Source organism: Sphingobium sp. SJ10-10 (assembly GCF_036038995.2).
GTDB lineage: Bacteria > Pseudomonadota > Alphaproteobacteria > Sphingomonadales > Sphingomonadaceae > Sphingobium.
This window is the reverse complement of sequence record NZ_CP158134.1, coordinates 213,931-235,997: the sequence shown is the minus strand read 5'-3', so window position 1 is coordinate 235,997 and position 22,067 is coordinate 213,931. Positions and strand designations below refer to the sequence as shown.

Below are 22,067 nucleotides of genomic sequence, written 5' to 3'. Positions count from 1 at the left end.
CGCGGCCAGTCAGGCTTTGCGGCGTGTCCGCGGCGCCCATTTTTTCGCGAGCGCTTCCAGCCTTGCCTCGATCAGGGGGATATCGGGCTGGGCGTTGGGATCATGGTCGTCGCCGAGGGTCTCCAGCGCCTCTTCATGATATTCATGTTGGGGGTCGCCGAGCGCTTCGAGCTTTTCAGCATAGCCCCACGGGCCACCGCAGTCTTCTGGCGGCCTCATGCCTACTGCGTCGAGGATGAGCGGATATGTCAGGTCCGGCCTGGCCGGGCTGACGCGCTCGATCTTGACGCTGTGATCCCAGGCATCGCCAAAGTCGTAGAGATATTGGAAGGTCTTGCGCCTGGTATCCGCCAGAACCTGGGCGAGGGTAGCTTTACGGGCGTCGAGCGGTCCGTCGAAGCCGTATTCAGGATCGGGGATGCCGAAGCCGGTTTGCCCGAAGCTCATTTCCCACAGGTGAGAGTCCGTCCAGGAAAAGGCCGTCTGGAAGACGGTGTGCAGGCGATCGAGCCGGATATTGAGCGGGACCTCCAGCGTCCGACTGACGGTCGGTGTGACATCGTCCAGCGTAATCTTCATCCGCACCACGGTGCCGTTGCTCACGCAGCCTTCTCCAGATCGTTGGTCATCCTCGATGTCTGCCAGTTCCAGGGCAAGAAGTCATCGATCCGATTGATCGGATGGTTGCCGATGCGCTCGATGACGTCGGTAAACCAGGCCTCGGGCTCGACACCGTTGAGGCGGCATGTGCCGGCCAGCGAGTAAAAGAGCGCGGCGGCCTCTCCACCCTTCATGGAGCCGACGAACATCCAGTTCCGGCGCCCAAGAGCGACACCGCGCAGCGCGTTTTCCACCAGATTGTTGCTGATCTCGAGCCGACCATCATCGCAGTAGCGGATCATGGCCCGCCAGCGGTTGAGCGGATAGCGACAGGCACGCGCCAGATTGCTGTCGGAAGACAGGCCACGATTCTGGGTTTCGAGCCAGACGCGCAATGCCTCCAGCTTCGGCATCGCCTTGATTTGGCGGATACGTCTTCGCTCATCAGGTGGCGCACCCTTGATATCGCGCTCGATGGCGAAGAGTTCGGCGATCCGCACGACCGCCTCCGCCGCGATCGGTGACGGGCTCTTTTCCAGTATGTCGGTAAATTTCCTACGACTGTGACTCCAGCATCCAACTTCGACGATGTCCCTGGGAGCCTTGGTTTTGGGGTCGCGGTAAAGCGCGTTATAGCCCGCAAAACCATCCGCCTGGAGATACCCCTGATAGCCGGCGAGATGCTTTGCCGGATGCGCTCCGCCACGATCTGCGCTGAAGCGGAAGGCCACGGCGGGCGGGCTCATGTCGCCGCTGGAGCGATCATCGCGCAGATACACCCAGAAGTGCCCGGTTCGACTGCCGTCGCCATTGCCCAGCAGCGTGACCGACGTGTCGTCCCCATGGATTTTGGCGGCTTCCCGGATATAGGCGAACAACCGCTCGCCCAGCGGCGCCAGCAGCCACGCCAGTTTTCGCGCCCAGCGGCTCATCACATCCCGATCAATGTGAAGCCCAACGCGGCGGAAGATTACCGACTGCCGGTGCCAGGGCTGGTGATCGACAAAGCGATTGACGACGAGGTGGGCCAGCAGGGCGCTGCTCGCCATCACCTTGGGCAGCGGCAGATCGACAGCGGGCGCTTGTCGGATCTGTTCGCAGGATCGGCACGCCAGCCTGGGCCGGACATGGCGGATGACCCGGAAGCGCGCCGGGACATAGTCGAGAACCTCAGTGACGGCCTCGTCGATCTGCACTGACGGTCCATTACAACCGGCACTGCACGGGCCGGGCTGATGATCGACGGTCTGACGCGGGAAGTGTGCGGGAAGCGGAACGCGGCCGCCGGCTTTGCGGGCCGATTTCATCACGGGCGGCGCTGACACCTCATCGTTTGCCGGTTCCGGGGCTTCGACCTCCTCGAACATCAGCCGCAGCTGGGCGATATCCATTTTCTCGGAGCTGCGGCCGAACTGGACGCGCAGCAGCCGCGCGACACGATGCTCGAGCTTTTCGATCCGCAAGGTCTGGGCTTTGACGGTGGCTTGCGCCGCCGTCAGTTCGGCCCGTTCCTGCTCCATGACATCGGCCATCTCCAGCAGCATTTTCTGCAAGAGAACCGGGTCTGTGGGAAGGCGATCAAGGGCGAACCGCATGCCGCCGATAATAGCCGAAGCCCACGGTAAATCCTACATAAAATGGCGGTTTTCCTGATCTTTTTGGCTATGCGAGCCTCGGCGTGATCACCTCGTCGTGGACGATCGCCTGCTTCCAGTTCAGCCCTTCAACCAGCATCGCCATCTGGGCTGCCGACAGGCGGAGCGCGCCCTCATGAGCACGAGGCCACACGAACTTTCCGCGCTCGAGACGCTTCGCATACACGCATAGCCCGGACCCGTCCCAGACCAAGGCCTTCAACCTGTCGCCCCTTTTCCCGCGGAACAGGAAAACCGCCCCCGAGAAGGGATCAAGCTGAAGAATATTGCGCACCTGCGCCGACAGCCCATCAAATCCCTTGCGCATGTCGCACGGCGCCAGCGACAGATAGATTTTCGTCGAAGGCGGGAACGCCAGGCTCAATGATCCAGCTCCCGCAGGACATCGAGCACCTGTTTCAGGGCGGCCCGATCGACCTCGCCATCAACCAACACCGTCAGGCCGCACCGCCCGCGGACCTCGATCCGCCCTGGTTCCCCAGTTTTAGCCGACGGCGAAGACGATGCCAGTTCGACCGGCACGAAGCCTGCCATCGCTCCGCGGAGCAGCTGCTTGCGCCAGGTATAGAGCTGGCCTGTTCCAATGCTGTGCCGTCGAGCTACGGTCGATATGATCGCGCCAGGCGCCGTCGTCTCCTTCAGGATCGCCAGCTTCTCCTCGTCGCTCCAGTTCCGACGCCGCTCCAACCGTACAAGCGCTCCGCCATCACCGCGACCGCTCATACGAGGCTCGTTTGACTGCTCGATGTCCATGCTCACGCCTCCTCAAAAGCCGCGAGCTTTCCTATTCCGCTGCCGGCAGCAAGGCCGCCTTCCGTCGGCGCTTACTCTGGAGTGGATGGTCCCGACTGATGGACATCAAAATCGGTGCCGACGTCAGCCGTGTCACTTGTGGGTAATTGGAAGCGTCAGACCCCGCTTACCCTACATCGAAATCCGGTCCGAGAACATCGTCCAACTCAGCGATATTACGCTTTATCTCGTTGCAGGTGCGGGTCGATGCCCGATCATATGGGTTAGAAGAAGCGCTTAAGAGAATGGGTGGGATATCCTGCTTTACCGCTCCAACGTCTTTAGCTGGTTGGGAGGCAATAGATCGAACTGAATCCGTTCCGGTATTTTTGGATTCCTTGTGTCCCTCCTGAGCCGCGCCGGCAGACGCAAAAGTCAGTACCAAGATAGTAAAGGCAGCTGAAAATTTCGTCATATCCGTCCCTATCTACTATGATAATATTCAGATATTCCTGTACCACAGGGTAATCTCTTGTGTGATATTGGAGACGCCAGCACGATAAGCTGCAACGATGGACGTCACCGTCGCATCAGTGGCTCTTGTTCGCGATTCGAAGGACCGCACTGCCACATCACGTGCTGCCCCGCTTGTGACCTCTGCGCGCACGACAATAGTGATCAATGGGGGAGCCTTCAGTCCCTGATCAAAGGTGGCCGTGAACTGCGAAATTTCCGCCGACATGATGTCCGCCGGTTTTTGGAAGTCGCTTCGCGCAACTCGCGTTCGGGAAGACTGCTCCAGCTGGTCAATCAGAGCTAGACGGAACATCTCCGGGACGGGTTGGGACCAACGTGCTTTTGCGAGAGCAGCAACCCGCGAGTTGGCATTGGTTTCAATGCTGTCAGGCCGCAGATTATTCGGAAATGAAAGCTGGCGGACAGCAACAACCCGTGCATCGGCATCAGGCTGCCTTTGCGGGGGCTCACTGCGAAAGGAATATAGGTCCGCAGGCTTACCTCCGCCCAGAAGCCCACCAACACAGCCCGACAGCGAGACTAAGAGGAGCGCTGAAGAGATTTTTAGCAAACTTTTCACTTTGGCAGCTCCACTTCTCGCGCTTTCCCTCTTCCGAGAACAGAACGCGGATCTTGCTGTATTTGTCGGGTAAGTCGATCGAGTGACTCGGCAGCCTTTTCAAGCCCACGTAGAGCCCCCGCCACACGATTACCTTCTGGCCCCTCAAGACCTTCTGCACTCGCGTTCAACTTAGCTATAAAAGCCCGTGCATCGTTCGTCGCGCTCTTCGCATTCGCGGCCGCTTCTCGGATGTCTGCAAAGGCTTGCGTACCATCGCCCTGAATAGCGGTTCTCGCAGCCGCCGCAGCCTGCTCGATGTCACCCGACGCTGAATCAAGGCGACGGATTGCATTTTGAGCATCCGCAAACATTGCCTTTCGACTGTTAAGTTCTGCCGTCACTGATCTGATGTCAGCGAGCATGCCATCGACCTTTGCGATATTTCGGTCAGAAAGCACCCGATTGACCCGATCGAATGATTCAGAAACCTTAGCGAGGGTCTGCCCTCCCGCTTCCAGCACCGAATCCAACGACCCGGGCTTCGCCCTTATTATCGGGGGCTGCTCACGCGAAGCATCGCGAAGCAGTGGCCTTGTAGGCGAACCAGGAGTTAACTGGATAATGCTGACCCCTGTCACACCTTGGGACTCTTTTGAGGCAAATGTATCTACCCTTATGGGTGTACTCTCTTCGACCTTCACATCGATAATCACACGGCGAGAATTCGATGGATCTACACGAAGCTTCGTGATCTCCCCGACCTTGATGCCGTTAAAGTCAACTTCGCTACCTTCGGTTAGGCCGCGCACAGGTCCGTCAAAAACAACTCGATAATGGTCGAAGCCTTTACCAAATTGGTCGTTACCTAGCCAGAGAATGAAGCCGATCGCTGCCACCAGCAGACCAACTGTCAGACTACCCACCAGAGCGTAATTGGCATGCCTCTCCATTTAGTCGCCACCTGAGTTGAATCGCCGTGCTCTTCGGCTTTGAAAATAAGAGCGTGTCCATTCGTCTTCAGAATCACGCAGTTTCTCGACTGCGTCAGACGCGACGATCCTTTTGTCCGCCAGAACCGCTACTCGATCAGAAATTTGAAACAGGCTGTCCAGGTCGTGGGTGACCATGACGACAGTCAATTCCAAGGCATCACGCAGCGATACGATCAAGTCGTCAAACTCTGCAGCCGCGAGGGGATCGAGGCCTGCCGTTGGCTCATCTAAAAAAAGAAGCTTGGGATCGAGCGCTAGTGCACGTGCAACGCCAGCACGTTTTCTCATGCCGCCGGAAAGTTCTGCCGAGCGCTTATAAGCTGCATCATTAGCAAGCCCAACCAGAGAGATCTTCATCTGGGCCAATCGGCTTAGAAACTTGCCTCGAATTTCGGTATGTTCAAGAAACGGCGCTTCGACATTCTCTTGAAGCGTCAGGGACGAAAATAGCGCACCGTTTTGAAACATGACGCCCATGTTCGATGCGAGCCATTGCCGATCAGGACTATTAAAGATGTCCTGACCGTCTACTATTACCGATCCAGAAACTGGTCTCTGTAATCCCAACATCGTATTGAGCAACACGGATTTTCCGCCGCCCGAAGCGCCAACTATTCCAAGAATCTCCCCGCGATAGACGTCGAGGTCTAAATCTTCATGGATTACCGTTTTACCGAACGCTGTTTTAAGGTCGCGTACTTCGATCACCCTTTCCCGCTCGGCCATCACAGGTCCAATTTCATGAAAACGAGGGCGAAAGCTGCATCGAGGAGGATGATGGCGAACAATGCCTGAACGACTGCGGTCGTGACGTTTCTACCCAACACCTCGACGTCGCCACGGACGGCCATTCCCTGGCGGCAGCCAGTCAGTGCAATGATGATGGCCATTACAGGTGTCTTGATCAGACCAAGCCAGAAATGCTGAAGGTCCACCGTCTGCCGAAGACGCTCTACGAAAAACACTGGTGAAATATCTAAAGAAGCCCAGCTCACAAGCAGGCCACCAAGAATGCCGGCAATCATCGCTGCGACTGATAAAAGCGGGAGAGTAATGATCATCGCCAGCACGCGTGGGGTTACAAGCGCCTCCGTGAGATCGACACCCATGACCACCATTGCATCTGTTTCTTGGTTCATTCGCATAGCTCCGATTTGGGCAGCGAATGTAGACGTCGATCTGCCAGCCAGAAGAATTGCTGGTATTAGCACCCCAAACTCGCGCAACACCGATACCTGTCGTTGCCCCTTAATTCCCGGACAGTTCCTCACTGGTTGAACGTGTGATGTATTCGCGCGGGGCGAGATAGCCAAGGGCGCGATGCGGGTGGACGTTGTTGTAGTGGTGGAACCAGCTTGGTAGCTGGCTGATCACGGCCTTGGCGTTGGGCTTTTCGGCGACGCGGACGTAGTCTCGCTTCATGGTCCGCACGAACGCCTCTGCCATGCCGTTGGATTGCGGGCTTTCGATGGGTGTTGTCCGGGGTCTGAGGTTGATCTCGCGTGCGAAGCGGCGAGTCTCCTTGGCGGTGTAGCAGCTGCCGTTATCTGTCAGCCATTCGATGGTGGAAGGCAAGCGGTTCACGCGGCCGAAGCGGTGCTCGACGGTGGCGGTCATCAGATCGCGCACGTCCTCGGCGGATATGCCTGCGGTGGTGGCCACGAAGCCCATTGCCTCGCGATCGCAGCAATCCAGGGAGAAGGCGACGCGCACCTTCTCGCCGTTGTCGCAGCCGATCTCGAAGCCGTCGGAGCACCAGCGGGTGTTGCGGGTATCAACCGCGACGCGCCCGTCGTGACGACGATCGTCTGCCTTGCCGCTATGGCGCTGGAGCAGCAGGCCATGCACCTTCATCACCCGGTAGACCCGCTTGGCATTCGGCGCAGAAGGTCCGCCATTGCGTGCCTGCCGCCGCAGGAGCGCATGGATCCGGCGGTAGCCATAGGTCGGCAGTTCCGCGATCAGAGCCTGGATACGCGCGACGAGCTCTTCCTCGGGCAGCGGAGGTCGGCCGCGGCGGCGCGCAGGGGCCTTGCGTCTGGCCGACGAGAGATGCTGCCGCGAGACGCCGAGCGCGTTCGCCACCGCGCTCACAGGTCGCCCTCCGGCAACGAGATTGTGCGCAATGCCGTTTTTTTGGGACCTGCCACGCGCGAGATCGCCTCGCGCAGGATCTCGTTCTCCATGGTCTTCTTGCCGAGCATGCGCTGCAGCTCGCGCACCTGGTTCTCCAGCGCGCGATACTCGCTGGCCGGAACCACCTCGCCGCCTGCGCGGGTGGCGGTCAGGGCGCCGCTCGCCGCCTGCCGGCGCCAGCCAAACAGTTGGTTGGGCGCTACCCCGTGCATGCGCGCCACACGCGACACGCTGTTGCCGGGCAGGAAGGTCTCTTCGACCATGCGGAGCTTCTCTTCCGGGGTCCAGCGCCTACGGCGCTGAACCCCTCCGAGAACCTCCGCATGCACATAGCTACTGGGATTACTGTCGGTCATATGCCTCACTCTTACATAAGTGTGAGGAACTGTCCGGTCATTTTGGGGGCTGCTTCACGCAACACCGATACCCCAACGAGCTGAACGGTGAAAACCGATGCCCCCAAGTTCCGCAGCAGGTTCGTGCCGACCAAAGCCACCACTGCCCCGATGAAGAATGTCATCGTCATGATGATTGGGAGCGCCTCGAGACTTCCCTGCTGCATCACGCTTACTAGCGCTCGCACGCGTAACCTGCGAGGGTTGATAACCGCTCTTCCAACGCCCACCTCAGAGCGGCCCAGGAACAGGATGTTACCATATAGTTCGCTTAGTCCTGCAACCACTTTGCGGCCTAAGCGTGTGAAAAAACCGTAAGACTTTTTGGGTTTTTCGGTCGCATGTTCCTGGATTGCGGGGGCAACGATGTCTAGGACACGCCGAAGCCGATCTGGTACATCGTTTCCTAGATCGCTGGCACCAAGCGCCTGAATAAGCGCGAACGCGCCTGCACTGTCGACCCGCCCTAATTGGCTCCAGTCGATCTGCTCGTCTGAAGCCAGCAAATGGCCATCGGTCGTTGCTCCCGCCGATTGGACCGTTGAGGCCAACCAATCGCCCGAAATTTTCGTTACGTTGTTTTCGGAATGAATGACGGGTTCAGAGAACGGCAAAATCACACCCAAAACCGTTTATGGTACGATACGGTATACTTAACGTGAGGGGATGTGCAATAGGGCAGGCTTACCGTGCTGTTCGCACACCGAGAATCGGCGTCCTTCAGGCACTGGCTGATGTGCGGGGACGGTACGGCCTAAAACTTACCTGCCGCCTTAATGGGATATCATCTCGATGGAGACACGGTCGAACAGCTTTCTGGTTCTCGCGGTGACGGGCTTGCTGCTGGGCACCTTGGTCTTTACGCTGTGGCTGTTGGAGCCTCGCAACGGGAACCGCAGGCCCTATATGATCCGCTTCTCGGGAAGCGTCGCCGGCATTGAAAAGGGATCACCGGTGACATTTTCGGGCGTGCCGGCTGGGCATGTTACATCTGTCGGATTCGACAGCCAAGACCCGTCCGTGGTTCTGGTAGCTGTCAATTTGGAACCAGAAATCCCTATCGTTACCGGCGTCAAGGCTACGATTGTCCGATCAGCATTAGGCGGAACGGCGAACATCAGTCTCGATGGCGCAACACATGATGCGCTCCCGATCGTTGCCGCAAAAGACGGGGAGTTCCCGATCATTCCTGCCAAGGAGGACGGGCTTCTTGGTGGTGGGGGAGACCCGATAGCACTTGTGGAGAAGGTAAGCCGCACCGTGGACTCCGTTTCACGCAACCTTGGTGCCGCTCAGCAGCAGCGCGCGAACGAGCGTCTTGCGGTGCTCGCGCACAACTCCGCGGGGTGGGTAGACAAGGTTGGAACGGCGTCGGAGGGACTCATCGGTGCGCGAGGGCGTATGGTTGCCTTGGGAGAGGGTTTGCAACGGTCAGGCAATCGCGCCGAAAGTCTGAGGGTCACCTTGAAAGATCGCGGTCCATCCGCTCTTGCTAAGGCGAACCGCAAATTAGGGATCGCTCGTGACTCAGCTGAAGGATTCGCTGCCCGCGCCGAGGCTCTGAGGCCCGAGATCGAGCGGGCGACCGCCCTGCAGGACCGCCTGGTCGAGACAATAGGTTCAGTAAGGAGCAAGGTAAGCGCCGTCAGGGAGACGGCCGTTCGTATCGATCAGGAGGGGCTGGGTCTAGGCTCTCCGTCCCTCCCCACATACAAGCCTGACGCAGAGCCTGGGAAATAATCTGCTTGCAACGTTTTCAAGCCGTCGGCGGAGTCCGAGCCGCGGCCACGGAGCCTACGGTCCTTGCGGCATTGCTCGTCAAAGTGCTCGGATCGCGCTATTCTCGGTCCAGGAGAAAGAGATTGAGCGATGATGAGAAGAAAAAGGCGCGGCGCCCCCGAAAGATGGGCAGACCGACCACCGAGGACGCGCTCCGCCTGACCTCGCACATCCTCAAGAGCGCTCGCCAACTGTTCTTCGAACACGGGTTCGATGGCGCCAGTGCCGACATGATCGCGGACCAAGCGCGCATCTCCAAACGAACACTGTACGCGCGCTTCGGTAGCAAGGCGCGCGTGTTCGAGGCGGTGATCCTCGACGAGATCGATACGCAGCTGCGCGCGCTCGAACCCTCCGGCAGCGACGAACCCGACATTGGAGCGCGCCTTCACGTGATTGCCGATCGCCTGCTCGAGTGGCTCCTGACGCCCCGGATCGCCTCCATGGAACGCGTCGTCATTGCGCAAGCGGTGCGTTTCCCCGCGCTCGCGGCGAACATCCACGACTTCGGTTACCAGCGGGCCGTCCAGTGGGTGGCATCGATCCTCGCCCACGCCAATGCCAAGGGAGAGCTTTCGCTGGCCGACCCCGTGTTCGCTGCCGAGCAGTTCGTCACACTCGTCGTGGTTGCCCCCATGCGCCGTGCAGCGCTGGGGTTGTCTCCGCCAGCTTATGACGAGGCGGCGCGCGATCGTATCTCGCGCGGTATCGACCTGTTCCTTGATGGCTGCCGCCCGCGAGACGGGGATGGTTGCAGCAAGTGATGCCCGCCACGGACGACGAGCCTCAGATCGGTGAGCGTGCGCGCCTCGCAGAGCTTATCCAGATCATGGGGCGCCACGGCCTGAACGGGCTCGCCTCTCGCCTGGGCCTGCTGCCCGGTCGTTCCGAGCAGCCGGTGGACGTCGGTACGCCCGAGCGGGTCGTCGCGCTGCTGCGGGACCTTGGACCCGTTGCGGTCAAGCTGGGGCAGGTGCTGGCGACCCGTGAAGACCTGCTCGGGCCGGAATGGGTGCGCGCGCTGTCGACGCTGCAGGACCGGGTGACCCCGTTGCCGTTCGAGGCGCTGGAGCCGACGATCCTGGCTGCGCTTGGCTCCCCGATCGCGGACGTGTTCGCGAGCTTCGACCGCGAGCCGATCGCCGCGGCCTCGATCGCGCAGGTTCATGCAGCCACCCTGAGCGACGGAACCGAGGTCGTGGTAAAGGTACGCCGACCGGGGATCGCGGAACGTGTCGATGCCGACCTGAGGCTGCTCCGCCGCATTGCGCGGCTCGCCGCGAGACACTCACCGGAGATCCGCCGCCTCAGGCCCGACGAGCTGCTCCGGTTCTTCGCGGAGAGCCTGTCGCAGGAAATGGACCTCAGTGCCGAAGCGGCAGCCTGCGAGAGCATCGGCGCGTTCCTGCAGCCGCTCGGCGTTCGCACGCCCGCCTTCTACTGGGATCAGGTCGGCCGCCGGATCAATGTGCAGCAGCGGCTCGACGGCATGCCCGTCCGCGCTATCCTTGATGGAGCGGGAGACTGCGGTGCGGATATCGCCGGCAGATATGCAGATGCAGTCCTGCGGATGATAATCTTCAACGGCCGGTTCCATGCGGACCCCCATCCCGGCAATGTCTTTGTCCTCGCCGATGCGTCGCTGGCGTTCATCGACTTCGGGGCGGTCGGCGTGCTCAGCCCCGCCCGACGAAACGAGGTTGTTACGCTCGTCCTTGCGATCGCCGGTGAGGACACGCGATCGGTGACGGACGTGCTGCTGCAATGGTCGGGCGAAACAGACGTCGATCGCCAGGCGCTGACCCGCGAACTCGACGCGCTGATCGGCCAGTTTCGCGGGGCGGTACTCCAGCAGATCGAGCTCGCCGACGTCTTCGGTCGCGTCTTCGCGCTGCTGCGCACCTACCGCCTGGCGCTACCACCCGATCTGGCCCTGCTGCTGCGAACCCTGCTGATCGCCGAAGGGTTCGTACGACGGCTCGATCCCGGCTTCGACATCGCGGCGCGCGCCGCACCGATCGCGCGCGAACTGCTGCGGGAGCGGATCGGCCCGGCCGGCCTCAAGCGGGGCGGACGCCGGCTGGCGACGAGCCTGGGCCGTCTCGCCGCCGCCTCGCCCGAGCTGGTGGCTTTCGCCGAGCGGGTAGCGCGGTCGGGCGCGCTGCCGATCGAATTACAGGGAGGCGCGGTTTCCCCAAATCCGACGTCGCCCTGGCGCGCCGATCCCAACATCCTGTCAGCCGGGCTGCTCGTCGCCGGCGCGATCCTTCAGCGCGACCATGATGTTGTCGGCGCCATGATGATGGCATCTGCGGTGCTGCCAGCAGCCTGGGCTTGGTTCGCAAGCAGGCAGAGGCGCTGAGGGAGTGGAACAATCCAGGACAGGTGGCGTTTTTCCGAAAAGTAAACCGGTCGGTATATATATTGCCGCCTAATTTCATCGAACAGGGGCCTATCTTTCTTGTCCGAACTATTGGAAAACCGATCGCATGTATCGACTGAGGAGTGGCCGGAATTTGGCGCCGCATTGAGCGACCTGATGCCTAGGCTGGCGAGCTATGCGCGATCGCTGGTCAGGAATTCCGATACTGCACAGGACCTTGTTCAGGAAGCCGTGCTGAAGGCCTGGCGCCACCGCGCGTCGTTTGAGCCCGGTACGAATTTGAAGGCTTGGACTGTCAATCGGCGTGCAAACGGGACCCCCTTTCGAGTATGGCACGACGGTCGAGGAATGCTCCTTGCACTGCGAGCGGCGTAGGGAGGGCGGAGCCCGACCGGAGGCGCGCGCAGCGCAAGGCATCTTAATCCCGGCGTGCCGCAGGGATCAGTTTCGGTTCTTGAAGCGCCAGCTGTCATTGCCGGTCTCGATGATGTCGCAATGATGGGTGACACGATCGAGAAGAGCGGTGGTCATCTTGGGATCGCCGAACACGGTTGGCCATTCCCCGAACGCCAGATTGGTCGTGATGATGACGCTGGTCTGCTCGTAAAGTTTGCTGACCAGATGGAACAGCAACTGCCCGCCTGAGCGGGCGAACGGCAGATAGCCAAGCTCGTCTAGGACGACGAGATCGAGCCGGGCGAGCTGGGCGGCAAGCGCGCCGCTCTTGCCGATCCGGGCTTCTTCTTCGAGGCGGGTCACCAGATCCACGGTGTTGAAGTAACGCCCCCGCGCCCCGGCGCGGACCACATTGGCGGTGATGGCGATGGCCAGATGGGTCTTGCCGGTGCCTGTGCCGCCGACCAGGACGACATTGCGCTGTGCAGGCAGGAACGCGCCGCTGTGTAGCGAACGGACCAGCGCCTCGTTGATCGGCGTCACTTCGAAGTGGAAGGCATCGAGGTCTTTCACCACCGGCAGCTTGGCGGCTGTCATTCGGTATCGGATCGAGGCTGCGCGGCGGTGGGTTGCCTCCGCGCGCAGCAGATCGGTCAGTATCTCCATCGTCGTGCGCTGCCGCTGAAGGCCGGTGGTAACGGCCTCATCGAACGCGCCAGCCATCCCCTTGAGTCCAAGCCCGCGCATCGCGTCGATCATGTCATGCCGCTGCATGGAAGTTCCTCAGTTGGTCGTAACGGGGTTCCCGTACCACTTTTGCCAAAAGTAGCGGTAAGAATAGTTGTGATAAATCAGCATGTTGCCGACACGCCGCATTGCCGCTCCGCGTAATATCAATGGGTTGTGTGGCATTCAGGTTTTCAAAGACTCTCCGCAAGAATTCCCATAGCCTTGTCTGTCGGCAAAGGAGAGCTGCCGATGGAAAGCTGGCGAGAGCAATATCTGGGCGTTGACGCGTTGCCCACTTCACTGACCCATGCGGAGATCGAGTACTTTTTCCAGCCGGCCGAGCATATGCTCCCATATGTCTCTTCGCGTCGGCGGCCTTTGACCCGCTTAGGGCGCTCCTGCACATCGGATTCCTGCGTATGACCGGCCGTCCGTTAGCCGGGTTCGAAAGAATTCCGCCCGGAATCCTCGAGTTCGTTGCCAATCATGCCGGCATTCCAGCGCCACAGATCGCAACGTTGCGTGCAATCTATCGACGCCGGAGACGCTGTTCGCGCATCAACGGCTGGCTGCCGAAGCGATCGGCTGGCGGTCTGCGGAAGACGGTGTGCTGCGAATGCTGACGGCCTTCTTGCGATGCCAAGCCGAGACACAGATCTCGAGGCCCGATTTGATACGTCAAGCGCGTCGGTGGTTGTACGATCGTTCGTATGTCTTGCCAGGGGAACGGTTGCTTGAGCGACTTGCCGCCGCGGCGCAGGATCATGTATTGGAAGGTCTGAGATCGGAGATCGAAGCTGCAGTTGGGGCCGAACTGACAGGCAGTTTGAACCGCACCGAGATTGCCGGAGGCCTTAACTCCTGAGAGTGAGGGTCTACGATGAGCAAGACGACGAACAAGTTCGCCCCTGAGGTTCGGCAGCGAGCGATCCGGATGGTGCTGGATCACGAGGGCGATTATCCCTCACGCTGGGCTGCGATCACATCGGTTGCCGAGAAGATCGGGTGTTCCGGTCACACGCTGCTGGAATGGGTGAAGAAAGCGGAGGTGGACAGCGGCAAGCGCGGAGGCGTGCCGACGGAGACCGCCGAGAAACTCAAAGCATTGGAGCGTGAAGTCCGCGAACTGCGGCAGGCCAACGAGATACTGCGCAAGGCGTCGGCATATTTTGCCCAGGCGGAGCTCGACCGCCCGTTCAAACGATGATCGCCTTTATCGACGAACATCGCGATGCCTATGGGGTCGAGCCGATCTGCCGGGTTCTGCCGATCGCCCCATCCACCTATCACGAACGCCTTGCCAAGCGGCGAGACCCGGCTTTGCAATCTGCTCGTGTCCGGAGAGATGAGGAGCTGAAGCCCGAAGTTCTGCGGGTCTTTGCCGAGAACTTCGGTGTTTACGGTGCGCGCAAGATATGGCGGCAGATGAAGCGCGAAGGCTTCGATGTCGCGCGCTGCACTGTGCAGCGGTTGATGCGAAATCTTGGTCTGCAAGGGGTGATCCGCGGCAAGCCGGTTCGCACCACGATTGCAGACAAGGCGGCCCCACGCCCGCTCGATCAGGTCAACCGCCAGTTCCATGCTCCGGCGCCGAACATGCTATGGGTTTCCGACTTCACCTATGTCGCGACCTGGGCGGGGTTCGTCTACGTTGCCTTCGTGATCGACGTCTACGCCCGTTACATTGTGGGTTGGCGCGTCAGTAGAACAGCGCATGCCAGCTTCGTGCTGGATGCGTTGGAGCAGGCCATCCACGACCGACAGCCCGTTCATCGCGGCGGCCTGGTCCATCATAGCGACCGCGGATCGCAATACGTGTCCATCAAGTACACCGAACGCCTCGCTGAAGCCGGCATCGAGCCATCCGTCGGCAGCGTCGGCGACAGCTACGACTGTGAGAAGGTGCATGTAGTCTGGGAGGTCTGACCCGTGCTTACGACTGACCACGTGTCATCGCGTTGATCTGTCGGCCCCCCAGGCTGCACCCGGGGCGTCGCGAGACGTGACTTGATAGGAGCCTGAGGGAGTGCCGTCCCGTCACAGTCCTGTCCGCTCGCGAAGCGCTTCGGGTTCCACCTGCCTGGAGGACCCGTATGCATGTTATCACATCTGACGCCGTGGTCATCGGCGTCGACACTCATAAAGATGTTCACGTCGCCGTCGCTATCAATGGACTGGGCGCTCGGCTTGCCACCGCCTCCTTCCCAGTAACGAGCAAAGGCTATCGCCAGATGGCGGCCTGGGCAGCTGAGCACGGGACCGTGCATGCGTTCGGCATCGAAGGGACTGGCTCCTATGGTGCCGGTCTCACACGAGCGCTGACGGCGATGGGCTTGCGTGTCATCGAGGTCGGCCGGGTCAACCGGCAGCTCCGACGTCGGCATGGGAAGACCGATACCGTGGATGCCGAGTCCGCCGCACGGGCCGTTCTTGCGGGTGACGCTGACGGTGAACCCAAGGTCGGTGATGGCACCGTCGAAATGATCCGCCATCTCAAGATCGCCCGCGACACCGCGCTCAAGGCTCGAACACAAGCCATGATCACGCTCAAAACGCTGCTGGTGAATGCACCGCAGCCTTTGCGCGAGCGGTTCATCGGTATCACCGGCAAGATGACGCTTATCCGCGCGATCGCAGCGCTGCGCCCAGGCGCTCCGGCCTCCACCACCGCATCGGCAAAGATGGCGTTGCGCGCATTGGCGAACCGATGGCTGATGCTGGACACCGAAATCAAGGAGCACGAAGCAGTCCTCGAGCAGTTGGTGCGTGCCCAGGCACCGGCACTGATGGATGCGCCAGGTGTGTCGACCGGAACCATTGCCGACATGCTCGTGGTACTAGGTGATAATCCCCAGCGGATCCGGTCGGAGGCCGCGTTTGCCAAACTTTGCGGTGTGTGCCCAGTGCCGGCATCGAGTGGCAAGACCAACCGTCATCGACTTAACCGCGGCGGCAACCGACGGGCGAATGCGGCTCTCTACCGCGTCGCGCTCGTTCGCATGCGTCACCATCTGCCGACCCGCGAATACATCCAGCGCCGAACCGCCGAAGGCAAGTCTCCTCGCGAAATCCGGCGGTGCCTGAAGCGGTACATTGCCCGCGAAATCTACCAGCACCTCTGTACCGAACATCCGGCAACAACATCCGCGAAAAGCTCTTGACCGACATAGGAGCATCAACGCTTTGGCCGAAACGATCAACGGCCTCTACAAAGCCGAAGTGATCCACCGTCGAGGACCTTGGCGCTCGTTCGAAGCCGTCGAATACGCCACGCTGGAATGGGTCGATTGGTTCAACAACAGGCGCCTGCTGGAGCCGATCGGAAACGTTCCGCCCGTCGAAGCGGAGCAACGCTACTACGCCATGCTGGACGACGTCCCACTGGCTGCCTAATTTAAGAAAACTTGCCTCCGGCAATCTCGGTGCGGTTCAGTTGGTCAAGTCGTCTTTCCGCCGCGAGATCCATCCCCAAAAGCGTATCCTTGCTCGACTGGCTCCGCGCACCTGCCAAAGGCTTCGGGCGGAACGATATCCAAATGATGCAATCCCGTATCACTGAACTTCAATCGCTTGGTGCTGATCGGCTTGCCTTGCCGAACCTGACAGTCGGCCGGATTCGCCTCCACGCTGTCCGTATTGCGCGCCAAAAAGCGGCCACCCTTTCCCGCCTCACCGAGCCCCGGCGCACGGTCGAGATTGGCTGCTGGTTGAGGCTGCAATTACTGGAAGCGACTGACGCCGTTTTGATGCAGACCGGTCGTCGAATTGGGCAGCTGTGGAGTCAGGCGCGGAATACGGTGGAAGAGCGCGCGCTGAACGAGCTGAAACTCTATCGGTCCAGTTTAGGCATCATGATCGGCGCGCTCGACGACCGCCAAATGATCGATGCCGAATTTCGACAGGTCGCGCTGCGCGCGATGCAGCCCTTGCGATCCTTGCCTGCGACAAAAGGCAAGGTTGCCGCCATTCGCGTTCAAATGAGCGAAGCGCCATCGCGACTTCGCGCCCTCATGCAACAGGTCTGCACGTTGCCGATCGATGTCGCGGCTGCTCATCCGCTTCAGCAAGCACTGGAAACCCTCGCTAGTAAATATTCCAAACGCCAAACAGATCTGATGGAGTGGGAATGCGAGCCGTTCCTTCGGTCGCCTTCCGGCGCCGCAATATTGGGCGGTAACCCTGGCCAGAGGTTTGCAGCCTTCGAAGTGGCTACGGCTATGTTGTTGAAACGCGCCCTTCGCAATGGATCTGCCAGCTCACGCCACAGCGTGCATCACCGTAGTATTGCCGATCAGCTCATGCCAGCTATCACCTGGGCGAATTCTCGGGCACAAGCCTTGCGGAACAATGGCTGGCCAACGACGATCGAGGCTTACCTTCGCCGGTTTCAGGAACCGCTTGCATTGCGGATGGAAATGCTCGGCGAAGCCATCGCCGATGGCGAAATCGGCATTGCCAACGATCGGTTCCAGGTTCCGCGGCTGTCGGCTGCGCCAAAGGATCCCGCTGTCGACGAAACTAGGTCTGCGTTGTTCGGTCAGATCGGCGACGTCCAACTTCCCGCGGTGATGGTCTCCGTCGACTGCTCGACGGGATTTTCGAGCGTGCTTTTGGGCCGTGCCCCTACCCGTCCTGCCGAGCTGGAAGTGCTCTACGCTGCATTGCTGGCGCTTGGTACGGAAAAGACCGCCGCCGACATGGCTCGCATGTTGGACGGCGTGAGCGATGATCGCATCGAGATGATGATGCGAACGCTGGAAGAGAACGCACAGTTTCGGGCTGCAAGTGACCGTGTGGCTGCATCGATGCTCGCCAATCCCATCACGCGCCTGTGGGGCTCCGGCATTGCTGGCTCGGCCGACATGATGAGCATGGATGCGACGCGCCATCTCTGGCTGGCCCGGATTGAACCTCGGCGGCGCACTCCGGCAGTTGGCACGTACACGCATGTCGTCGATCAATGGGCAATCATCTACGATCAGCCCGTGCTGCTGAACCTCAGACAGGCGGGCGTCGCGATCGAAGGCGCGCTGAACCAGAAAGTCTGCGAACTGCAAAGGCTCGCCGTCGACACCCATGGGTTCACCCATTTTGCCATGGCCGCCGCCAAGCTCCTTGGTTTTGATCTGGCTCCACGACTGGCCGATCTGGCGACGAGGAAATTGTACCTGCCCGATGGCGTAGCCGTTCCGCAAACCCTCGAACCCATGGTGGTGCGCGTCAAAGTCTCGCGGCTTGCCAAGGAAGGCTGGGACAGCCTGCTCCATGTGATCATGTCGCTGAAGACCGGCCACAGTTCGGCCGCGACAATCATCGATCGGCACGGAAGTGCGGCAAGAGGCACGGCAACCTATGAGGCCGGGACATTGGTCGGGAAGGTCCTGCGTAGCCTTTTCCTGCTCGATTACCTGGTCAAGCCTGACTTTCGACGCGAGGTGCATCGCAATCTGTCTCAGGGAGAATCCGTGCACCAGCTGCAACGGGCAATCCTGGCGGGCAGGATCGAGGCGAAACACGGACGCAAGCACAGCGAGATTGTGGCAGTCTCAGGCGCGCTGACGCTGCTGACAAACATCGTCATGGCTTGGAAAACTGCAGCGATGCAGGAGGTCGTTGATGCGCGACCGGGCCGCTACCCGCCGGAATATCTCGCGCACGTAGCACCTGTCGCGGTCCGCCACAGCAACATGCACGGAAAGCTGCACTTCCCGATCAGGGAGCGTGGGCACCCGCGCAAGGCTGCGACCCCATAACCTGCACAAAATCCCAAGCTACTGAATTAATGAGGAAACTTCACGATGGTAATTTCTAAATCGTTGAATTTATCCCGTTTTCCTACCGCTACTTTTGGCGAAACCCGTACGGGAACCCCCGATACGGCGGTTTCGCCGCCTCTGACACGGCGCTATCAAACCGGAAACGACCCAGAATCGGGTTGGAGGGAATATTGACGGTCCGGCCACAGGCACATTCGATACGCATGTCGATCCGCGACTCAGCCCAATTCTGAAGGGTTGCAAATTGATCGACTGCATCCATTCAGCGCTTCCACCGTTTGGGACCAGCGGCTCAAGCGATACAGTGTTTCGGCAGTTAGAGCGGAACTCAAGTTGAATTAAACACCTGATATTGATGAAGAACGTCGGTTCGAATATAAGCCTCTTGGAGGCTGCTGTGCTTAAGATCGACCTGAACACATATGGAATGACGCAGGATAGCCCTGCTTGTCCAATCGTGCACATGACGCAGGATGAGTTTGATCCGCTTCAGCCCAATCAGATTGGAGACGGAGACGAGACTACCGCCCAACGTATTGGCTACGCCATCGCCTATCTCATCGCATTCTCGTGCGTCGCCTATTTCATCTACATTTGATCCCAATCTATCTCCGTAAGCGGGGATCCTGGAAGAAGCCTATTTCATGATCAGCGTTCACATCTGCCTGAACATCCGCTGATCCCCGTACCGCAGACGCACGCTGGATTTCTGCATTGTCGCGAACATTATCGATCGAATCTTTACCCTGATTGATGATTCGGCCTGCTGCTCCTGCATCGCCGGTATCTGGTCCATTCGGAATCCCCTCCACGGAATGCGGATGATATGTCGCGCGGACGGTGTCGAAATTTCCGATCTCTCGATGAGGAACGTCCACAAGGTTTGGGCTATGTATCAATTCCTGCACATCCTCTCGGATCGCCGATTGCTTTTGCTGCATCCATGAACCGATCAACGCATTCCTCGCATCACGCTGCTGATCGGTCAGCGTGGTCACCCACAATTCTGGAGCACCCATTCCAGGATTGCGGGACTGCTCCATGCGATACCAATCCGCTAATTCTTGCGAAAGATTGGCGCTTAGTTGCATTCCATGGGTTTCGGCATAGCTCGCGTCACGACTAAGCTGCTCCGATAGTTCGTGGAGTTTTCGTGCGGTCTCTTGGTACGATTTGGCGCGCGAAAGTGAATCCTCCGTACTTCTGGATGAACTCGCAGACATTGAAGCCCGATCGAATGTTCCATCACGGTCATAGGTTCCAAGCGTCTCGTTGGCATTTGAACCATTTGCATGCTCGTCACGCATATTGACCGAAGAGGAATTATTTGATTCCGTATTTCGTTGATCGGAGTTGCTGTGACGCATCGTATCAATTTGCTGCCCGGTTTTGCTAACTGTCCCACCAACACCTGGTAATACGCTACCAATACCGCGGCCGCTTTTTCCCTTTGCACCAGCCCCTGCACCACCGATGCCGGCACGTATCTCGCCAGCGACGGCGTCAATTGTTCCAGCCGTCCTATCATGACCTTGCGAAATGCTTTGACTTTGACCAACCGACGACCTCTCCTCTGTTCCTGCACTGGACGACGCCGTGTTACGATCGAACCGTTCGATCGACGTCCCAGATGAGCGTCCGCGGCTGCTGTCCCACCCGGAACTTTGCTCACTCGACGTGCCAAAGGCGCTGCGATTGGTGTGGGTACTGGTGAGGATGTCCGAAGCCGCGGCTTCATAAGCTTTGGCCTGCCGCTCCGCGACGCTCGCCTGCTCCCTGAGTTCGGACACAAAGCCGGTCGATGCGCGGGGTTCGACATCAAGGCGCGAAATCGCCTGATGCATGTCGATCACCTCGCTGCCATTGCCGAACGCCGACATCACGGACCCATTGTCATTGCGGAAGCTATAGGCCGGCCCACCGTCCTGGTACGTCGCCGCAGTGTTCCACTGGTCGCTCTGCCGCATATTGGACGTCTGGTTTGCCCAGCTCACATTGCCATAGGCGTAATTGCCGGTGGTCTGCTCGAGCGCGGCTGCCTCCGCCGCATTCTGCGCCGGCGCCAGCATCGACATGGATTGGCCGGCGATCGACATGGCGCCCCGCGCGAGCCCGGCGGCGAGAAACGGCACGCTCATCAGCATGAACCCGGCGATCGTCGCGGTTTCAGCGTTGACCGCGCCAATGCCGGCATAGGATCCGAGCGTCATGCCACCCTCGGCCACGCCGGTCGCGGCTTCCTCTGCTCGCGTCATGCAGATCATGTGAAGCACCACATAAAGCGGTCCCCAGGCAGCGAGATAGAAAAAGCCCGTCGCATAGCCCTTGAGCGCCGACACCCCGGTTTGCGGCATGAGGAACAGCGGGAAAATCACCGGGAACATGGCGAAGAAGACGACCGTCAGCACGATGTTGAGGATCGGAACCCAGGCCATCGCCTGCTGGGCGATGCTGTTATAGGTGTTGCGCGCCTGCATGTCGGCGCGGGTCTGCGCGAAGCTGTCGATCGCGCCGGCCGCCGCCCCACCCACCATATTGTTACGCGCCTGCATGAAGGCGTTGATCGCCGTATTCTGGCGCATCGCCTGGGCAAAGCCATCGCCGGACCCTGTAAAAGCGCCATTGACGACAGGGATGTCATGTTTGAGCTTGTCGGCGGCCAGCGTGTTGCTGAGCTTGGGATAGGCTTCCTTCCCCCAGATCGGCGCATGCGCATCGATCATCGGTGCCCATTGCGCGTCGAGCATCTGATAGGCCTGGCGGCAGGTCACGATATAAGGCGTGACCGTGGTGCCGCTGCGTTCGAGCCATTCCTGTGAGCGCGATTCCGCCTCGGTGGCGATCGCCGCCCAGAGATCGGTCGCCTTGGCCAAATCGGTCAGCGATTTTTGATAGAGCATGATGTCGCCGAACACGCACTGCTTCATATATTGCTCAAGGTTCGTCGAAAATTCAGCATCGCGGATGATGAAATTGCGGGTCGCGTCAAAGAGCCGCGCGCCGTAGATGAGGCCGTTGGTGGAATAATTGAGCTCGCTTGGCATGACGAACACGGTCTCGGCCGTGCGGGTCAGATAATCGCCGATCTGGGTGGTGAAGCTTGCCAGTACGCCGAGGCCTAACGGCACATTTTCGACGGTGGCAGGGGCAAGGCTGGGATTGATGCGGTCGGTCACCTTGATGCTGACCGTCGGGACCATCAAGCACATATAGATAAGCGTCGCCTGCAGGAACCAGTTGAGCCAGGCCTTGTAGTTCAGGGTGAAGGCGACGACGAACAGCGAGTAGATAAGGCCCATCACCATGGCGACGCGGATCATAGAGCGATAGCCCCCGCCGCCTGACCAGGCCGCGACGGCGTTGAAGGTGTTGACGAGATATTCGCCGCCGCCGACCGTGAAGACCTCCAGCATCG

Annotated in this window: 20 protein-coding genes, 3 pseudogenes and 1 other annotated feature; of the genes and pseudogenes, 10 read left to right on the top strand and 13 right to left on the bottom strand. The window is 59.9% G+C overall.

The window, feature by feature from the left end:
* Positions 1–9: 9 nt before the first annotated feature.
* The 11 genes and pseudogenes from VVT58_RS21615 to VVT58_RS21565 form a co-directional block, all read right to left on the bottom strand.
* Complete coding sequence (locus VVT58_RS21615; protein WP_232307734.1) at positions 10–603, bottom strand: plasmid pRiA4b ORF-3 family protein; 594 nt, start codon at positions 601–603, stop codon at positions 10–12.
* On the bottom strand, positions 600–2,195 hold the full coding sequence (tnpC, locus tag VVT58_RS21610) for an IS66 family transposase (RefSeq protein WP_082718743.1): 1,596 nt from the start codon (positions 2,193–2,195) through the stop codon (positions 600–602). Before tnpC ends, VVT58_RS21615 begins: the two co-directional genes overlap by 4 nt.
* A 67-nt stretch (positions 2,196–2,262) precedes the next feature.
* Complete coding sequence (gene tnpB, locus VVT58_RS21605; RefSeq protein WP_226869714.1) at positions 2,263–2,619, bottom strand: IS66 family insertion sequence element accessory protein TnpB; 357 nt, start codon at positions 2,617–2,619, stop codon at positions 2,263–2,265.
* On the bottom strand, positions 2,616–3,008 hold the full coding sequence (gene tnpA, locus VVT58_RS21600; protein WP_082718744.1) for an IS66-like element accessory protein TnpA: 393 nt from the start codon (positions 3,006–3,008) through the stop codon (positions 2,616–2,618). The genes tnpB and tnpA overlap by 4 nt, the downstream gene beginning before the upstream one ends.
* A 166-nt stretch (positions 3,009–3,174) precedes the next feature.
* Entirely contained in the window at positions 3,175–3,462 is a 288-nt protein-coding gene (locus VVT58_RS21595; RefSeq protein WP_139111431.1) for a hypothetical protein, read from the bottom strand.
* Between the two features lie 27 nt (positions 3,463–3,489).
* Complete coding sequence (locus VVT58_RS21590) at positions 3,490–4,083, bottom strand: ABC-type transport auxiliary lipoprotein family protein (RefSeq protein WP_076605791.1); 594 nt, start codon at positions 4,081–4,083, stop codon at positions 3,490–3,492.
* Complete coding sequence (locus VVT58_RS21585) at positions 4,080–5,015, bottom strand: MlaD family protein (protein ID WP_046766224.1); 936 nt, start codon at positions 5,013–5,015, stop codon at positions 4,080–4,082. Before VVT58_RS21585 ends, VVT58_RS21590 begins: the two co-directional genes overlap by 4 nt.
* Positions 5,016–5,783 (bottom strand): ABC transporter ATP-binding protein, encoded by a 768-nt coding sequence (locus VVT58_RS21580; protein ID WP_046766225.1) that lies wholly within the window; start codon positions 5,781–5,783, stop codon positions 5,016–5,018.
* Positions 5,783–6,292 (bottom strand): annotated as a pseudogene (locus VVT58_RS21575) (MlaE family ABC transporter permease); the annotation flags it as partial. The gene VVT58_RS21580 and the pseudogene VVT58_RS21575, both read right to left, overlap by 1 nt.
* Before the next feature lie 13 nt (positions 6,293–6,305).
* Positions 6,306–7,549, bottom strand: a protein-coding gene (locus tag VVT58_RS21570; protein WP_156028974.1) for an IS3 family transposase whose coding sequence is annotated in 2 segments (ribosomal slippage) — positions 6,306–7,208 and positions 7,211–7,549 — 1,242 coding nt in all. Because the reading frame shifts where the segments join, the coding sequence is not laid out codon by codon here.
* 11 nt (positions 7,550–7,560) lie between these two features.
* Positions 7,561–8,208: an ABC transporter permease gene (locus VVT58_RS21565; RefSeq protein WP_327754430.1), complete on the bottom strand. Its 648-nt coding sequence runs from the start codon at positions 8,206–8,208 to the stop codon at positions 7,561–7,563.
* Between the two features lie 172 nt (positions 8,209–8,380).
* Here VVT58_RS21565 and VVT58_RS21560 point away from each other — a divergent pair, with 172 nt between their 5' ends.
* The 4 genes from VVT58_RS21560 (at position 8,381) to VVT58_RS21545 (ending at position 12,125) form a co-directional block, all read left to right on the top strand.
* A complete protein-coding gene (locus VVT58_RS21560; protein WP_046766226.1) occupies positions 8,381–9,328 on the top strand; it encodes an MlaD family protein in 948 nt (315 codons plus the stop codon).
* A gap of 122 nt (positions 9,329–9,450) precedes the next feature.
* A complete protein-coding gene (locus VVT58_RS21555) occupies positions 9,451–10,131 on the top strand; it encodes a TetR/AcrR family transcriptional regulator (RefSeq protein WP_226869715.1) in 681 nt (226 codons plus the stop codon).
* Positions 10,131–11,729 (top strand): AarF/ABC1/UbiB kinase family protein, encoded by a 1,599-nt coding sequence (locus VVT58_RS21550; RefSeq protein ID WP_046766227.1) that lies wholly within the window; start codon positions 10,131–10,133, stop codon positions 11,727–11,729. Before VVT58_RS21555 ends, VVT58_RS21550 begins: the two co-directional genes overlap by 1 nt.
* Before the next feature lie 177 nt (positions 11,730–11,906).
* Positions 11,907–12,125, top strand: coding sequence for a sigma factor (locus VVT58_RS21545; protein WP_226869720.1), 219 nt, complete (start codon positions 11,907–11,909; stop codon positions 12,123–12,125).
* A 66-nt stretch (positions 12,126–12,191) separates the two neighbouring features.
* Here the strand turns inward: VVT58_RS21545 and istB are convergent, their stop codons facing one another.
* Complete coding sequence (gene istB, locus VVT58_RS21540) at positions 12,192–12,920, bottom strand: IS21-like element helper ATPase IstB (RefSeq protein WP_046766228.1); 729 nt, start codon at positions 12,918–12,920, stop codon at positions 12,192–12,194.
* 364 nt (positions 12,921–13,284) lie between these two features.
* Between istB and VVT58_RS21535 the strand changes: the two genes are divergently transcribed.
* From VVT58_RS21535 to VVT58_RS21510, 6 genes and pseudogenes are all read left to right on the top strand, one after another.
* Positions 13,285–13,740 carry a DUF4158 domain-containing protein gene (locus VVT58_RS21535; protein ID WP_082718745.1) on the top strand — a complete coding sequence of 152 codons (456 nt, stop codon included), beginning with the start codon at positions 13,285–13,287 and terminating at the stop codon, positions 13,738–13,740.
* Positions 13,741–13,755: 15 nt separating this feature from the next.
* Positions 13,756–14,768, top strand: a pseudogene (locus VVT58_RS21530) (IS3 family transposase); the annotation flags it as partial.
* Positions 14,037–14,153: a sequence feature (AL1L pseudoknot), on the top strand. Its footprint overlaps the pseudogene before it by 117 nt.
* Before the next feature lie 200 nt (positions 14,769–14,968).
* The gene (locus tag VVT58_RS21525; protein ID WP_327754431.1) at positions 14,969–16,036 is read left to right on the top strand and encodes an IS110 family transposase; all 1,068 of its coding nucleotides are present in this window, start codon (positions 14,969–14,971) and stop codon (positions 16,034–16,036) included.
* A gap of 16 nt (positions 16,037–16,052) precedes the next feature.
* Positions 16,053–16,268: pseudogene (locus VVT58_RS21520) on the top strand (integrase core domain-containing protein); the annotation flags it as partial.
* 89 nt (positions 16,269–16,357) lie between these two features.
* On the top strand, positions 16,358–18,628 hold the full coding sequence (locus tag VVT58_RS21515; protein ID WP_062017345.1) for a Tn3 family transposase: 2,271 nt from the start codon (positions 16,358–16,360) through the stop codon (positions 18,626–18,628).
* Positions 18,629–19,049: 421 nt separating this feature from the next.
* Positions 19,050–19,250 (top strand): hypothetical protein, encoded by a 201-nt coding sequence (locus VVT58_RS21510; protein WP_139111429.1) that lies wholly within the window; start codon positions 19,050–19,052, stop codon positions 19,248–19,250.
* 7 nt (positions 19,251–19,257) lie between these two features.
* Here VVT58_RS21510 and VVT58_RS21505 read toward each other — a convergent pair whose 3' ends face one another.
* The gene (locus tag VVT58_RS21505) at positions 19,258–22,065 is read right to left on the bottom strand and encodes a conjugal transfer protein TraG N-terminal domain-containing protein (protein ID WP_046766235.1); all 2,808 of its coding nucleotides are present in this window, start codon (positions 22,063–22,065) and stop codon (positions 19,258–19,260) included.
* Positions 22,066–22,067: the final 2 nt, after the last annotated feature.